This window comes from Flintibacter sp. SJQ-8, assembly GCF_054108085.1.
This window is the reverse complement of record NZ_JBPJWR010000011.1, coordinates 375005-389702: the sequence shown is the minus strand read 5'-3', so window position 1 is coordinate 389702 and position 14698 is coordinate 375005. Positions and strand designations below refer to the sequence as shown.

General features: G+C 64.4%; 14 protein-coding genes. All 14 read right to left on the bottom strand.

What is annotated here, in order from left to right; translation table 11 throughout:
• Positions 1 to 1932: a bifunctional 4-hydroxy-3-methylbut-2-enyl diphosphate reductase/30S ribosomal protein S1 gene (locus ACSAMP_RS10195; RefSeq protein WP_457800385.1), complete on the bottom strand. Its 1932-nt coding sequence runs from the start codon at positions 1930 to 1932 to the stop codon at positions 1 to 3.
• The gene (locus ACSAMP_RS10190) at positions 1929 to 2558 is read right to left on the bottom strand and encodes a lysophospholipid acyltransferase family protein (protein ID WP_457800384.1); all 630 of its coding nucleotides are present in this window, start codon (positions 2556 to 2558) and stop codon (positions 1929 to 1931) included. Before ACSAMP_RS10190 ends, ACSAMP_RS10195 begins: the two co-directional genes overlap by 4 nt.
• Positions 2555 to 3232 carry a (d)CMP kinase gene (cmk, locus tag ACSAMP_RS10185; RefSeq protein ID WP_457800383.1) on the bottom strand — a complete coding sequence of 226 codons (678 nt, stop codon included), beginning with the start codon at positions 3230 to 3232 and terminating at the stop codon, positions 2555 to 2557. Before cmk ends, ACSAMP_RS10190 begins: the two co-directional genes overlap by 4 nt.
• A 26-nt stretch (positions 3233 to 3258) precedes the next feature.
• The gene (locus tag ACSAMP_RS10180; protein ID WP_457800382.1) at positions 3259 to 4512 is read right to left on the bottom strand and encodes a BaiN/RdsA family NAD(P)/FAD-dependent oxidoreductase; all 1254 of its coding nucleotides are present in this window, start codon (positions 4510 to 4512) and stop codon (positions 3259 to 3261) included.
• Positions 4509 to 5372: a MurR/RpiR family transcriptional regulator gene (locus tag ACSAMP_RS10175; RefSeq protein WP_457800381.1), complete on the bottom strand. Its 864-nt coding sequence runs from the start codon at positions 5370 to 5372 to the stop codon at positions 4509 to 4511. The genes ACSAMP_RS10180 and ACSAMP_RS10175 overlap by 4 nt, the downstream gene beginning before the upstream one ends.
• 185 nt (positions 5373 to 5557) lie before the next feature.
• Positions 5558 to 6268: a pseudouridine synthase gene (locus ACSAMP_RS10170; RefSeq protein WP_441795700.1), complete on the bottom strand. Its 711-nt coding sequence runs from the start codon at positions 6266 to 6268 to the stop codon at positions 5558 to 5560.
• Positions 6269 to 6271: 3 nt separating this feature from the next.
• On the bottom strand, positions 6272 to 7396 hold the full coding sequence (locus tag ACSAMP_RS10165; RefSeq protein ID WP_457800380.1) for a D-alanyl-D-alanine carboxypeptidase family protein: 1125 nt from the start codon (positions 7394 to 7396) through the stop codon (positions 6272 to 6274).
• Positions 7397 to 7537: 141 nt separating this feature from the next.
• Positions 7538 to 7951, bottom strand: a complete 414-nt coding sequence (gene ytfJ / locus ACSAMP_RS10160) for a GerW family sporulation protein (protein ID WP_441795698.1) — start codon at positions 7949 to 7951, stop codon at positions 7538 to 7540.
• A gap of 2 nt (positions 7952 to 7953) precedes the next feature.
• Positions 7954 to 8586: a DUF2953 domain-containing protein gene (locus tag ACSAMP_RS10155; RefSeq protein ID WP_441795697.1), complete on the bottom strand. Its 633-nt coding sequence runs from the start codon at positions 8584 to 8586 to the stop codon at positions 7954 to 7956.
• The gene (scpB, locus tag ACSAMP_RS10150) at positions 8583 to 9197 is read right to left on the bottom strand and encodes an SMC-Scp complex subunit ScpB (protein ID WP_457800379.1); all 615 of its coding nucleotides are present in this window, start codon (positions 9195 to 9197) and stop codon (positions 8583 to 8585) included. The genes ACSAMP_RS10155 and scpB overlap by 4 nt, the downstream gene beginning before the upstream one ends.
• Before the next feature lie 22 nt (positions 9198 to 9219).
• A complete protein-coding gene (locus tag ACSAMP_RS10145) occupies positions 9220 to 10008 on the bottom strand; it encodes a segregation and condensation protein A (protein ID WP_457800378.1) in 789 nt (262 codons plus the stop codon).
• A gap of 153 nt (positions 10009 to 10161) precedes the next feature.
• Positions 10162 to 10758 carry a ribosome biogenesis GTP-binding protein YihA/YsxC gene (yihA, locus tag ACSAMP_RS10140; protein ID WP_441795694.1) on the bottom strand — a complete coding sequence of 199 codons (597 nt, stop codon included), beginning with the start codon at positions 10756 to 10758 and terminating at the stop codon, positions 10162 to 10164.
• Between the two features lie 9 nt (positions 10759 to 10767).
• Positions 10768 to 13191, bottom strand: coding sequence for an endopeptidase La (gene lon / locus ACSAMP_RS10135; protein WP_457800377.1), 2424 nt, complete (start codon positions 13189 to 13191; stop codon positions 10768 to 10770).
• A 108-nt stretch (positions 13192 to 13299) separates the two neighbouring features.
• Positions 13300 to 14631, bottom strand: coding sequence for an ATP-dependent Clp protease ATP-binding subunit ClpX (gene clpX, locus ACSAMP_RS10130; protein WP_457800376.1), 1332 nt, complete (start codon positions 14629 to 14631; stop codon positions 13300 to 13302).
• Between the last annotated feature and the right edge of the window lie 67 nt (positions 14632 to 14698).

The following is a 14698-nucleotide window of genomic DNA, read 5'->3' as shown; positions in this document are numbered from 1 at the left end:
TTACTCCTCGTCCTGGCCCTGCTCCTCCAGCAGAGCGCGGATGGACAGGGAGATCTTCTTGTTCTCCATATCCACGTCGGTGATCTTCACGTCCACCTTATCGCCCTCGGCCAGCACGTCGCTGGGCTTGTCGATGCGGTGATCGGCGATCTGGGAGATGTGGATCAGGCCGTCCACGCCGGGCACGACCTCGGCAAAGGCGCCGAAGGTCATCAGCTTGACGATGCGGACGTTGGCCACGTCGCCCACCTGATAGGTGGAGGTGAACACGGACCAGGGGTCCTGGCTGTGGTCCTTCATGCCCAGGGAGATCTTCTTCTTCTCCTTGTCGGCAGAGATGACATACACGTCCACGGTGTCGCCCACCTTGACCACCTCGGAGGGGTGCTTGATGCGGCTCCAGGACAGCTCGGAGATGTGGACCATGCCGTCCACGCCGCCGATGTCAACGAAAGCGCCGTAGGAAGTCAGGGACTTCACGGTGCCGGTGTAGTGCTTGCCCTCTTCGATCTCGGCCCAGACCTTCTCAGCGGCGGCGGCCCGCTCGGCACGGGTGACGCGGCTGATGGAACCCACCACGCGGCGGCGGGCACGGTTGACCTCGGTGATGATCAGGCGGACCTTCTGCTTGACCAGCTCGCTCATAGGAGTCTCGCGGGGCAGACCGGTCTGAGAGGCGGGAACGAACACGCGCACGCCCTTGACGGAGACGACCACGCCGCCCTTGTTGTCCTCGGTGACGAAGCCTTCCATCACGGTCTCGTTGTCCTTGGCGGCCTCGATCTCTTCCCAGCCCTTGACCATGTCCAGGCGCTTCTTGGACAGCTTGACCATGCAGTCACGGTCGCTGACCAGCATGACGTAGGTCTCGATCTCGTCGCCGACCTTCACCACGTCCTCGGGCTTCACGCTGGGATCGTCGCTCAGCTCGGACAGGGGGATGTAGCCGGGGTACTTCACGCCCAGCTCCACCTCAATCTCCGTGGGAGTGATCGCAACGACTTTGCCCTTGACCTTATCCCCCGTATTTAAAGTTTTGATCGACTCCTCCAGCATTTCAGCAAAGGACTTTTCGATCTCCATGTTTTCATCGCTCATTTTGTCATAGACCTCCTTTATTATCCACGCAGGCGTCGAGGCGCCCGCCGTGATGCCGACCACATTCGCCTGGGATAAGGCGGATGGCTCTAAGTCCGCCGCCCGTTCGATCAGGCGCACGTCCGGGCAGACCTCTTTGCAGATCTCTGCCAGACGCTTGGTGTTAGAGCTTTTTCCGTCGCCAATGACCACCATCAGGCTACATTGTTGGGCCAGCCGATGGGCCTCTTCCTGGCGTTTGGATGTCGCTCCACATATTGTATCAAAAAATTCTGCGTTTGTACACTCTTTTTTTGCTTTTTTCACGCAGTCATCCCAAATTTTCCGGGTGGACGTTGTTTGAGATACAAAAGTAAGGGGCAAATTCCGGCGTTTTTCGTCCTGAACCAGCCATTTTTCCAACTCTTCCGCCCCAGAAACCACAACTGGGTGGCTGCACCATCCGGCGATGGCCGTCACCTCCGGGTGGTCCGGCGTGCCCACGATCACCGGCTGACGGCCCATTTCTTCAGCCTGAGCCACGATTTGATGGATGCGGGTGACGTTGGGGCAAGTGGCATCCAATATCTCCACCCCACGGGCCCGGAGCTGGTCATAGACCGCTCTGCCCTCCCCGTGGGAGCGGATGATCACGGCGCTGCCCTCGGGCACGTCCTCAGGCCGCTCCACCGCCGTCAGGCCCTTTTCGGCCAGACGGGCGATGACATCCTTGTTGTGGATGATGGAACCCAGCATCACGCAGGGCCGCCCCTCCTCTGCCGTCCGCTCCGCCAGCTCCACCGCCCGGCGTACACCGTAGCAGAAGCCGGCAGATTTGGCTAACACGACGCTCACGGCTGTCCCTCCCCCAGGGCGCGGACCCGGTCCATCAGGTCCCCGGTGATGGCATCCAACTCCTCCGGCGTGGGCTTGCGCCCGGCGTACTGGGGGTGATAGGGCTGGCCGATGACCACTGCGTTCCGGGCGAACAGCCGCTTTTTTCGCTGGATATAGATGGGCACCAGGGGCACGCCGGTGCGGGTGGCAAACATGGCCGCTCCCGTTTTAGCCGCCACATCCTCCCCCTCCCGGACCCGGGTCCCCTCGGGGAACATGAGCAGCTTGTTTCCGTCCTTGAGCAGCTTCAGGGCGGTCTTCACCGCATGCATATCCGCGTGTCCCCGGTCTACGCCGAACACGCCGCCCTTGCCCAGGATCCATCCGATGAAGGGCACCCGCATGATCTGTATCTTGGCCATGGCCCGCATGGGGTACCGGCGGCCAAAGGCGAACACCACATAGAAGGGGTCGCCGATGGTGGTGTGGTTGGGGCACAGCACCGCCGCACCATCCGGGATATTCTCCCGGCCGATGACTTTCAGGGGCCGGAACAGGTTGAAGAAGGGCCAGATCACCGCATAGAGGAAGTGGAACCAGCGGTCTGTGGCCCGGTCCTGAGGATTCTTTTCCATCTCGTTCATCGGCCCGTCCGCTCCTTTATGGCGGCCAGCAGGGCCTCCAGGCTCTCCTCCAGGTTCAGCCGGGTGGTATCCACCAGCACCGCGTCCTCCGCCTGGCGCAGGGGGGCCACAGGGCGGTTCCGGTCCTGCTCGTCCCGGCGGATGATGTCGTGGAGGATGGTCTCATAGTCGGCCTGCTCCCCCCGCAGCTCCAGCTCCCGGGCCCGGCGGTGGGCACGGGCCTCCGGCGCGGCGGTGAGGAAGATCTTCACGTCGGCGTTGGGCAGCACCACCGTGCCGATGTCCCGCCCGTCCATGATGACGTCGTGCTCCCGGGCCTGGCGGCGCTGAAAGTCCAGCAGAAAATCCCGCACCTGGGGGATGGCCGCCACCTGAGAGGCCGCGCCGGACACCCGGTGCTGCCGGATGGCGTCGGACACGTCCGCCCCGTCCAGAAACATCCGCTGTCCCCCGTCGGGGCCGTGGTCCATCTTCACGTTCAGACCGCTCAGCAGAGGGACCACCTGCTCCGGGTCGGCGGGGTCCGCCGCCGACTCCAGGGCCTTCAGGGCCACAGTGCGGTAAATGGCCCCGGTGTCTACATACAAAAACCCCAGCCGCTGGGCCGCCTGGCGGGCCAGGGTGCTCTTTCCCGCGCCTGCGGGACCGTCAATGGCAATGCTGATATGCTTCATGCCTTTTCGCTCCAAATTTTATTGTGTTACTGGCTGTCCCGCAGCCGCTCCGCGGCGCTCTCCCCCGCCGCCCGGCCGGTGGCCCAGGCGATCTGAAGGTTAAAGCCCCCGGTGTAGGCGTCCACGTCCAGCAGCTCCCCGGCAAAGTAGAGACCCTCCGTCTTTTTCGACGCCATGGTCTTGGGGTCCACCTCCCCCACCTTCACGCCTCCGGCGGTGATGATGGCCTCGGTGATGGGCCGGGGGCCGGACACGGGAATACGAAAGCCCTTCAGGGTCTCCAGCAGACGGTGGCGCTCCCCTTTGGTCAGGTCGTGGGCCTTGCGGTCCGGGGGGATCTCCGCCCGCTCCAGCACCACGGGGATCATCAGCCGGGGCAGCAGCGTGCCCATGACGTTGGCCATGTCCCGGTTGGCGTTGGCCGTCAGCTCCCGCACCAGGCGGGCGTCCAGGGCGGACTCCTCCAGGGCGGGTTTCAGGTCGATGACACAGGTGTACTGGTCCTTGTCAAAGCTCCGCATGTGGGCGCTGGCGGACAGGACCAGGGGGCCGGACAATCCGAAGTGGGTGAACAGCAGCTCACCCAGCTCACGGTATACTATTTTACCTTTCCGGTTCTTCACCGTCAAGACCACGTTTTTCAGGGCCAGGCCCTGCATCTGTCCGCAGCAGGGGTCGGGAGACTCCAGGGGGACCAGAGACGGGGCGGGCTGGACAACAGTGTGCCCCGCCTGGCAGGCCAGGTCATAGCCGTCCCCCGTGGAACCGGTGGCGGGATAGGACGCCCCGCCGGTGGCCAAAATCAGGGCGCGGCAGGGGAACTCCCCCTGGTCGGTGACAAGGGCGGTCACTTTCCCCTCTTCTGTTTTCAGGCCGGTGGCCCGGGCCTGGACCACGGGGACCTTCAGCCGCCGCAGCTCGAAAAACAGCGCGTCGATGATGTCGGCGGCCTTGTCGGAGGCGGGGAACACCCGGTTACCCCGCTCTACCTTCAGCTTCACCCCCAGGTCGGTGAAAAAGCGCTCCACGTCGGCGGGGGTGGTGCGGCTCATGGCGCTGAACAGAAAGCGGCTGTTCCGGGGGGTGGCGGCCAGGGCCTCCTCCGGGGTGCAGTGGTTGGTCACGTTGCAGCGGCCCTTGCCGGTGATGTACAGCTTGCGCCCCACCTTCTGGTTGCGCTCCACCAGGCACACGTCCGCCCCCAGTCGGGCGGCGGAGATGGCGGCCATCATCCCGGCGGCGCCGCCGCCCACCACGATTAGATCATGTCCGCCCGTCACTCCTGCACCTTCTCATACACGCCATAGTCCTCCCAGATGCGCTCCAGGGTCTGGAAGGTGTTGGCCAGGTCGTCGTTCTTCGCCCGGCTCACCGCCACCAGCAGGGCGTTCACCAGGGACAGGGGGGCCACTAACGAGTCGCCGAAGGAGGCCATGTCGCTGCGGGCCTTCAGGGTATACTTGCAGATGGGGGCCAGCGGGGACGCCTCGCTGTCGGTGATGGCCACAGTGGTGGCCTTCCGGTCCCGGGCAAAGCTCATGGCCTGGACGGTGCGGCTGGAATACCGGGGGAAGCTGACGCCGATGACCACATCGTCCTCCCCCACCCGCAGCAGATGCTCGAACATCTCGCTGGCGGTGCCGGCGGTGACATTGACCACGTTGTCAAAGATCAGGTTGAAATAGAAGCCCAGGAAGGAGGCGATGGCGGCGGAGGAGCGCACGCCGATGATGTAGATGCGCTTGGCGGACACGATGGCCTTCACCGCGTTGTCAAAGGCGCTGCGGTCCAGCTCCTCCAGGGTCAGACGGATCTTCTCCATGTCCGACTGAAGGACCATGGACACCAGGTCCTGGTCGCCAATGCGGTCGTTGGTCACCTCGATGCGCTGGACGGAGGTCAGCCGGTTGCGGATCATTTTTTGCAAGGACTTCTGCATATCCGGGTAACCGTCATAGCCCAGCTCGGCGGCAAAACGCACCACGGTGGACTCGCTCACGCCCACTTTCTTTCCCAGGCGGCTGGCCGTCATAAAGGCGGCCTTGTCATAGGAGTCCAGAATAAAGGCGGCGATGCGCTTCTGGCCCTTGGAAAAGGTGTTCATATTTTCCTGAATCAACACAAGAATATCTTGATTCATGTTTCATCATCTCCAGACTTTCTCCAAAACAAAACAAAAAAGTGCTCACTGTTATCTTACCGTGTTCCCCAGAAAAATGCAAGTGCTTTTTGCAGGAATTCCATCTTCTCTGCAAAAAGCACCCTTTTGGCCCGAAATGGGCCGCTGTTTTGTTCATGGTGTCCGGTAAAATTTCGTTCCGGCCTTCACCGCAGCAGCGCAAGCTCCTCCTCCGTCAGCCTGCGCCAGGCCCCGGGGGCCAGGGTCCGGTCCAGGGTCACCCGGCCCTCCCGCACCCGTTTGAGCCGCTTCACCGTCAGCCCCGCCTGGGCACACATCCGCCGCACCTGGCGGTTCTTCCCCTGGTGGATGACGATGGACAGCTGGCTCACGCCGCCGCCCGTCCTGCCCCGGCGCACCTGGGCGGGGGCCAAAGGCTCTCCGTCCAGCTCCATGGGCCCGGACAGGATGGGCAGGGCCCGGTCCACGTCCCCCGTCACCCACACCAGGTATTCCTTCTCCACCTGGTGGCTGGGGTGGATGAGGCGATGGGTCAGCTCCCCGTCGTCGGTGAGCAGCAGCAGACCCTCCGAGTCCATGTCCAGCCGCCCCACCGGCCACACCCGGCAGCCGCAGCCGGACACCAGCTGGGCCACCGTCCTCCGTCCCTTCTCGTCAGACAGGGTGGACACATAGCCCCTCGGCTTGTTCAGCATGAGATAGGTCCGCCGGTCCGTCTGCTTTTGGGGCAGCGGGCGGCCATCCACCAGCACCTGGTCGTGGGCTAAGTCGGCCTTGTCCCCCAGGGCGGCCACCTGGCCGTTCACCGTGACCCGGCCCGCCGTGATCCAGTCCTCCGCCCCCCGGCGGGAGGTCAGTCCGCTGGCGGAGATCAGTTTTTGCAGCCGCTCTTCCATGGTTCATCCTCCGGTCATCGTTTTCCCAGCGCCGCCCAGCCGCCCTTGCAGCCAGGCCAGCGGCCCCCGCCTGGGCGGGGTCAGGTCGGGCAGAGCACACCCCGTCTCCACAGGGACGGCGGCAAGCTCCGCGCCGTTCAGTTCGTATATGGCCCGGCCCAGCCTCTCCCCCGCCGCCACCGGAGCGGCAAGCGTAGTCCGGTCCAGCTCCAGCCGCAGCCGGGGCTGCTCCCCCTCCGCCAGGCAGAGAATCGCCCCCTCCCCCGCCACGGCGGGACCAAAGGGCAGCAGACTGCCGGTCACGGGCAGACGGCACAGCGTCTCCCCCGCCTGGACCACCGTCTGCATGGAGAAGCGGGCAAAGGCCCAGTCCAGCAGGGCGGCGTGGTCGGCCCAGTCGTCCGGGTCGTGGAGGGTGACGCAGATGAGGGTCATCCCCTCCCGCTCTGCGGCGGACACTAACGTCCGCCCCGCCTGCTTGGTAAAGCCCGTCTTCATCCCCACGCAGCCGGGATAGCGCCACAGCAGCTTGTTGTGGTTTACAAAAGCCCGCCCCTCCAGGGTGATGGCCTTGGTGGCGACGATCTTGGCAAGCTCCGGCTGTGCCAGACAGGCCCGGGCCAGCAGGGCCATGTCATAGGCGCTGGACCAGTGGTTTTCATCCGACAGGCCGCTGGGGTCGGCAAACTGGCTGTCCCCCATGCCCAGCTGGGCGGCCTTTTGATTCATCCGGGCAATAAATTCCTCCCGGCTGCCGCCGCACCACCCGGCGATGGCCTCCGCCCCGTCGTTGCCCGAGCGGAGCATCAGCCCATACAGCAGGGTCTCCAGGCGTATCTTCTCCCCCGGGGCCAGATAGAGGGAGGAACCCTCGATCCCCGTCCACTCTGGCTGGATGGTCACTTCCTCCTCCAGGCCGTGCCCCGAGTCCAGGGCGACCAGGGCAGTCATCAGTTTGGTGATGCTGGCAATGGGCCGCCGCTGGTGGGCCTGCTTTTCATACAGCACCCGCCCGGTCTCCGCCTCCATCACCACGGCAGATATAGCGGAGCAATCCACCGCCACCGCCTGGGGTACCCCGGTCCACAGCAGCAAAAGGGCCGCCGCGGCATACACATATCGCTTCAACGCGCTCACATCCTTTTCGATCCAGCTCCCGTGATATTCTCTGGTTTCCCATTCCCCTGCGGGGCGGGATATCCAAAAAATTGGGAGCGATCCAGATGTGGTTAGTATGGCGGGGCGGCGGCTCTTCTATTGCAGGCAGTTTCAGTCGGCCAGGTCCGCCGCCTTGTCCTTGCGGTCCTGCTGGTCCTTGATAAAGCTGGTCACTTTGTCCACCACCTCGGGTACCGCTTCGATGACCCGGTCCGCCGTGGTGGCGGGGGGCGGGGCCACGGGCAGCAGCTTCACGCCGCCCTCCCGCACCACCAGAAAGGCCACCGGCTCCAGCTTGGCGCTGGCTCCGCTGCCGCCGCCGAAGGAGTTGTCTCCGGCGGGCTGCTTTTTGGTGGTGAACTCCGTGCCGCCCCCGGCCACGCCGAAGGACAGCTTAGACACGGGGATCAGCGTCACCCCGTCCGCCTGGATGGGCGCGCCCACAATGGTGTTGGCGTCGGCCATAGCCCGGACGCTGTCCAGGGTGGTGCGCATCAGTTCGCTTAGAGGATGGTTGTTTTCCATGTTTAAGCCGCCTTTCTCTGCTGCTGTTTTTTCTCGTTTTTCACCCGCAGGAGCGCTCTCAGGGCCTTCAGGCCGAAATACAGCCCCAGCCACAGGGCCTGGCCCAGCCGGATGGACAGCTCCGCCCTGGCGTACAGGGCGGGCTCTTTCCGGTCAAAATCCAGATTCACCCGGGCGTGGCCGTCCTTTACATGAAAGGCCCGGACCAAGGGCGTCCAAATGGCCCCCAGGGCGGCGTTGGCCCGGCCATAGGCCATGGCGGCCTCCCCTGGGTCCTCCGCCCCCACCTGAAGCTCCAGATACAGGGTGTTCAGATAGATGGCCCCCCACACCCGCCGGGCACACTCCAGGGCCAGGGGCAGCAGGGCCTTGGCATAGGCCAGGCTGCCGCCCAGGGTGAGCTTTTGTTTCTCCGACTGTGCCTGCTTGGGCTGTTCCGGCTCTTGCTTCGTCTTTTTGGGCTTTGCTTTCTTCTGCTTTTTGGGCTTTCGGGGCAGCAGCGTCACCCGCACTGGGCCAAGCCGCAGCCACAACGTAGCTCCCCCGCTGTCATATGTCCCGCCGCCGCCCAGGGGGATGAACCCGATCAGCAGCAGCAACGCCAGGATGACGGCGGCGATGGCCAGTCCCCTCACGGGTCCTGTCCGGGGGACGCCCCCGCCTCCAGCTCCTGCTCCTCCTCCAGGCGGTGGATGGCTGCCTTCAGATCCAGGGTGGTCTGCTCCCCCTCTTTGGACAGGTCTGGCAGGGTGGGCAGCTCATCCAGATCGCTCAGCCCGAAGGAGCGCAAAAAGGTCTTGGTGGTGCGCAGCAGCACGGGCCGCCCGGGGACGGACAGCCGCCCCGCCTCCTCGATCAACTCCCGTTCCAGCAGCAGGCCCACGGTGTAGGCGCTGTCCACCCCCCGGATCTGGTCGATATAGGCCCGGGTCACCGGCTGGAAATAGGCCACCACCGCCAGCACCTCCAGGGCGGGCTGAGACAGCTTGGGGGGCTTTCGGCTCTCCAATGTCCGGCGGATAATAGCGGCCTGTTCCGGGGCGGAACAGAGCTGATAGCTGTGCTCCAGCCGCAGCAGTCGGACGCCCCGCTTCTCCCGCTCATACTCCTCCGCCAGCTCCCGGGCCGCCTGGTCCAGGGTGGTCCTGTCCGTCTCCAGCCCCAGGCACAGCCGCTGGGCGGTCACCGGCTCCCCGGCGGCAAAGAGGACGCCCTCCAGGGCGCGCTTCAGTTGTCCGTATTCCATTCAGGCGGCCTCCTCTCTTCGGTCAGCCGGGGTTCTCCGGCTCCTCCGGCGGCTGGTCTTCCACATAGGTCACGGTGCAGTCCGCCCCGTCGCCGGACAGATGGAGCCGGTGGTTTTTGCACAGCTCCAGCACCGCCAAAAAGGTGGCCACCACCTCTGTGCGGCTACGGGCCTGGCGAAACAGGGCCCGCAGGCCCGCCGAGCCCAGCTCCCATAACCGGCGGAGCACCTCCCCCGCCTTCTGGGCCACAGGATAGGGTTCCCGGCCCACGATGCCCTGAAAGGCGTTCATGGGGGGCACTTTATCCCCGCCCCGGCGGAGGATATTCACCATGATCCGATACAGGTCCTGCCCGGAGTGGCCATAGCGCACGTTCCGGTCCGGCGTCAGCACCTCCGGCGTCTTGGTCAGATAGTCCTGGCCGTGCTGAAAGTCCTCCTCCAGCTGGGGCAGGACCTTTCGCAGGCGGAAATAGTCCTCCTGCCGCTGGTGGGCCTGGAGGGTCGCGATGAGCTGTTCCAGCTCGGACAGAGCCTCCTCGTCGTGGATGGACAGCAGCATCCGGGTCTTGATATACACCAGGTGAGAGGCCATGGCCACAAACTCGCTGGCCACCTCCAGGTCCAGCTCCCGCCGCCGGTCCATCCAGGCCAGATATTGGTCCAGGATCAGGGAGAGCTGAATGTCCTGTATCTCCATTTTGTTCTTGGCCAGCAGATGGAGGATCAGGTCCAGGGGGCCCACAAAGTCCTCCATTCCGGCTTCCTTCGCCTTCACCACCCCTTCCAGGTGGTAGACCGGTCCGTCCAACGGCTCACCTCCAGCGCAAAACGCAAAAACAGCGGATAAATCACAAAATAGTATACCAGAAACGGCCGCTGAACACAAGAATCATTTCTCCAGGCGGCAAGCGCCGCCCCGGTATCTGCTTCCAGACGCCGGGGCGGCGCGATCTCTTTTTGCTCAGTTCACTTCAGCGGCGGCGAAGATGGCGCTCAGCAGGTCCTGCCGTCCGTCCCCCTTCTCGGCGGAGAAGGGAATGACGGGCACATCTTCCTCCAGCTCCAGGGTCAGACGGATCTGGTCCAGGTTGGGCTGGATCTCGCTCTTTTTCAGCTTGTCCAGCTTGTTGGCCACCACCACCATGGGGCGGCCCGTGTCCTTGAACCACTGGGCCATGGTGCAGTCGTCCGCCGTGGGCTTGTGCCGGGAATCCACGATCATCACGCCCATGGTCATCAGCTCCGGGTGGGCGAAATAGGTCTCCATCAGCTTGCCCCACCGATCCCGCTCGCTTTTGGACACCTTGGCATAGCCATAGCCGGGCAGGTCCACCAGATAGAAGGCCCCGTCGATCTTGAAATAGTTGATGTGGATGGTCTTGCCGGGGGCGGCCCCCACCCGGGCGAAGTTCTTCCGGTTCAGCAGCCGGTTGATCACCGACGACTTGCCCACGTTAGACCGCCCGGCAAAGGCGATCTGGGGCAGTCCGTCCCGCAGGAAGTCCTTGGGGGAGGCGGCGGAGAGAATAAACTCCGTCTTTTGTAAATTGACAGCCATGGCTCCTCCTTACTGGCGCAGGCGGGAGGCCGCGCTCCCCCGCTCCGGGGGCAGCATGGCCTCGGGCTCCGCCTTGGGCGTGTTCTCCTTCTCCCCCGCCATCAGGGTGGGCAGGGCGATGGCCAGCACCTGGTCGGCCTGCTCCACCAGATGGAATTGCAGGGCGCCCCGCACCGTCTGGTCGATCTCCTCCAGGTCCTTGCCGTTGTCCGCCGGGATAATGACCGTGCGGATGCCGTTTCGGAACGCGGCCATGGTCTTCTCCTTCAGGCCGCCGATGGGCAGCACCCGGCCTCTCAGAGTGACCTCTCCCGTCATAGCCAGCCCCCGGCGCACCGGGGTCCCGGTGAGGGCGGAGACGATGGCGGTGGTGATGGCAATACCGGCGGAAGGCCCGTCCTTGGGCACGGCCCCCTCCGGGAAGTGGACGTGGATGTCCTTCTCCTTATAGAAGTTCTGGGGGATGCCCAGGCGCTCGGCCTGGCTGCGGATAAAGCTCAATGCCGCGTGGGCGGACTCCTTCATCACGTCCCCCAGGTTGCCCGTCAGCTCCACCTTGCCGGAGCCGGGGACCACGTTCACCTCCACCTCCAGCAGCTCGCCGCCCACGGAGGTCCAGGCCAGGCCGTTGACCACGCCTACCCGCTCCTCCAGGGCCTGGCGCTCCGGGAAATACCGGGGCGCGCCCAGATACTCGTGCAGGTCCTTCTCCGTGATCTTGACCGTCTTCTCCCCGTCCACGATCTTCATGGCGGCCTTGCGGCAGATGGCGGCCAGCTTGCGCTCCAGCACGCGGACGCCCGACTCCCGGGTATAGGCGGCGATAATTTCCCGCACCGCCCCGTCGGACACCTTCAGCTGGGCGTGGGTCAGCCCGTGGCGCTTGAGCTCCTTGGGCAGCAGGTGGTGCTTGGCGATCTGCAATTTTTCCTCGTCGGTATAGCTGGGCAGCTCGATGACCTCCATCCGGTCCAGCAGGGGCCGGGGGATGGTGTCCAGGGTGTTGGCCGTGGTAATGAACAGCACGTCGGACAGGTCGAAGGGCACCTCTAAGAAGTGATCTCGGAAGGTGGCGTTCTGCTCCCCGTCCAGCACCTCCAGCAATGCCGAGGAGGGGTCGCCCCGGTGGTCGTGGCCCAGCTTGTCGATCTCGTCCAGCAGGATCAGGGGGTTGCAGCTGCCCGCCTGGCTGATGGCGTTGATGATCCGGCCGGGCATGGCCCCCACATAGGTCTTCCGGTGGCCTCGGATGTCCGCCTCGTCGCTGACGCCGCCCAGAGAGATGCGGGCCAGCTTGCGGTTCATGGCTTTCGCCATGGACATGGCGATGGACGTCTTGCCCACGCCGGGGGGGCCCACCAGACACAGCACCTGGCCCTTCAGCTCCGGGGCCAGCTGCTTGACGGCCACAAACTCCAGAATGCGCTCCTTCACCTTGTCCAGACCATAGTGGTCCCGGTCCAGGGCCTTCTTCACGGCCGCCACGCTGACCTTTTCTTTCGTGGTCTTGCCCCAGGGCAGCTCCAGGCACACGTCCAGATAGCTGTGGAGCACGCTGGACTCCGAACTGCCGAAGGGCTGCTTGGCCAGACGGCCCAGCTCCTTGTTCAGCTTCTCCCGCACCTGGTCGGGGAGCTTGGCCTTGGCGATCTTCTGCCGGTACTCGGCGATCTCGTCGCCGCCCTCCCCCTCGCCCAGCTCGTTCTGGATGGCCTTCATCTGCTCCCGCAGGAAATAGTCCCGCTGCTGCTCGGCCATCTGCTCCCGGGCCTTGCTCTGGATCTCCGCGTCCAGAGAGAGGATGTCCACCTCCCGCTGGAGCAGCTTATACAGCTTCTCCAACCGGCGCACCGGGTGCAGCTCCTCCAGAATTTTCTGCTTGTCGGCGCTGCGCATGGCGATGTTCTGGGCGATATAGTCGGCAATATAGCCCGGCTCCTGGCTGGCCAGCAGGTGGACGATCAGGTCGGGGGAAACTTTCGGGGCCAGCTCACTGTACTCCTGGAACAGGTCATAGGTGGCCCGCATCAGGGCCTCCTGCCGGGGGGTGGGCCGGTCCGGGGCCTCCTCCTCCGGGATCTCCTGCACCTGGGCCTTTAAATAGGGGACGGACTCCGTGAGCTGGATGAGCCGCCCGCGGCTGTGTCCCTCCACCATCACCCGCATGTTGTCCCCGGGCATCCGCAGGATCTGCCGGATGTTGGAGATGGTGCCCACGGTGTACAGGTCCCGGCTGGAGGGCTCCTCCACCGAGATGTCCTTCTGGGCCACCAGGAACACTGGCTGCCCGGCGGACATGGCGTCCTCCAGGGCCTTCACCGAGATCTCCCGGGCCACCTCAAAGTGGATCATCACGTTGGGGAACACGGTGATGCCCCGCAGCGCGATGACCGGCATGGTGGACACGTTGGATAATTCAAATTCTTGACTCATTGTCGATTCACTTCCCTTCAGGGGTATGGCAAAAAGACGTCCCGGGCCCGCCGTACCGGGGGCGCTGCGGGACGTCTCTTCTGCTTGTTTGCGCTTCTGTCAGCCCGATCAGCCCACGTTGGAGCCGGGGATGCCGGTCCCGCCGTTTTTGGCCATCAGGGCCGCCCGGCCCAGCCGGGGGCGCTGGGTGCGCTCCGGGTCGTGGGTGAGCTCGGGGGCGGCGTGGCCGGTAAAGCAGTCGGCGTGGACGGTCACCTTGGTGATGGTGGGGTCAGAGGGGACCTCATACATCACCTTCGTCATGACCTCCTCCAGCACGGCCCGCAGGCCACGGGCTCCGATGCCGCGCTCCACCGCCCGGTCTGCCGCAGCCTTCAGGGCCTCGGCGTCAAAGTCCAGCTCCACCTGGTCATACTCCATCAGCTTCTGATACTGCTTCACCAGGGCGTTCTTGGGCTCGGTGAGGATCTGGACCATCATGTCCCGGTCCAAAGACTCCAGGGTGGTGATGACGGGCAGACGGCCCACCAGTTCGGGGATGATGCCGAACTTCAGCAGGTCCTGGGGCTGGATCTCCTTCATCAGCTGGCCCACGTTCCGCTCCTTCTTGCTCTGGATCTCGGCGCCGAAGCCCATGGATCGCTTATCCAGGCGGTTCTCGATGATCTTGTCGATGCCGTCGAAGGCGCCGCCGCAGATGAACAGGATGTTCTTGGTGTCGATCTGGATGAACTCCTGGTGGGGGTGCTTCCGCCCGCCCTGAGGCGGCACATTGGCCACGGTGCCCTCCAGGATCTTCAGCAGAGCCTGCTGCACGCCCTCGCCGGAGACGTCCCGGGTGATGGAGGTATTCTCACTCTTCCGGGCGATCTTGTCCATCTCGTCGATGTAGATGATGCCCCGCTCGGCCAGCTCGATGTCATAGTCGGCGGCCTGGACCAGTCGCAGCAGGATATTCTCCACGTCGTCGCCCACATAGCCAGCCTCGGTGAGGGTGGTGGCGTCGGCAATGGCGAAGGGCACCTTCAGCACCCGGGCCAGGGTCTGGGCGAACAGAGTCTTGCCGCAGCCGGTGGGGCCCATGAGCAGGATGTTGCTCTTTTGCAGCTCCACCCCCTCGGCGTCGCCGAAGTAGATGCGCTTATAGTGGTTATATACGGCCACGGACAGGGCGATCTTGGCCTGCTCCTGGCCGATGATATACTGATCCAAAACGGTGTGGATCTCCTGGGGCGTGGGGATCACGTCGGGCATTCCGCTGCTGCCGGGTTCGTCCACCGGCTCGTAGTTGTCGTCCAGAATGCCCATGCACAGCTGCACACACTCGTTGCAGATATAGACCCCCGGCCCGGCGATCAGCCGCCGGACCTGATCCTGATGCTTGCCGCAAAAGGAACAGCGGATGTTTTTTCTTCTCGTCGTTACGTGCCATGGATACACCTCTTAAAAATTCCTATGAGAGATCGCCGCGGGCGCGGGAGAGCTACCCCCTCCCCCACGCCGCAGC

What these genes read in the sequence shown, in the direction of transcription:
- ACSAMP_RS10190 (WP_457800384.1), bottom strand. Translation starts at nt 2,558, where the DNA reads ATGAACGAGATGGAAAAGAATCCTCAGGACCGGGCCACAGACCGCTGG.
- cmk (WP_457800383.1), bottom strand. Translation starts at nt 3,232, where the DNA reads ATGAAGCATATCAGCATTGCCATTGACGGTCCCGCAGGCGCGGGAAAG.
- ACSAMP_RS10175 (WP_457800381.1), bottom strand. Translation starts at nt 5,372, where the DNA reads ATGAATCAAGATATTCTTGTGTTGATTCAGGAAAATATGAACACCTTT.
- ACSAMP_RS10170 (WP_441795700.1), bottom strand. Translation starts at nt 6,268, where the DNA reads ATGGAAGAGCGGCTGCAAAAACTGATCTCCGCCAGCGGACTGACCTCC.
- ytfJ (WP_441795698.1), bottom strand. Translation starts at nt 7,951, where the DNA reads ATGGAAAACAACCATCCTCTAAGCGAACTGATGCGCACCACCCTGGAC.
- scpB (WP_457800379.1), bottom strand. Translation starts at nt 9,197, where the DNA reads ATGGAATACGGACAACTGAAGCGCGCCCTGGAGGGCGTCCTCTTTGCC.
- yihA (WP_441795694.1), bottom strand. Translation starts at nt 10,758, where the DNA reads ATGGCTGTCAATTTACAAAAGACGGAGTTTATTCTCTCCGCCGCCTCC.
- lon (WP_457800377.1), bottom strand. Translation starts at nt 13,191, where the DNA reads ATGAGTCAAGAATTTGAATTATCCAACGTGTCCACCATGCCGGTCATC.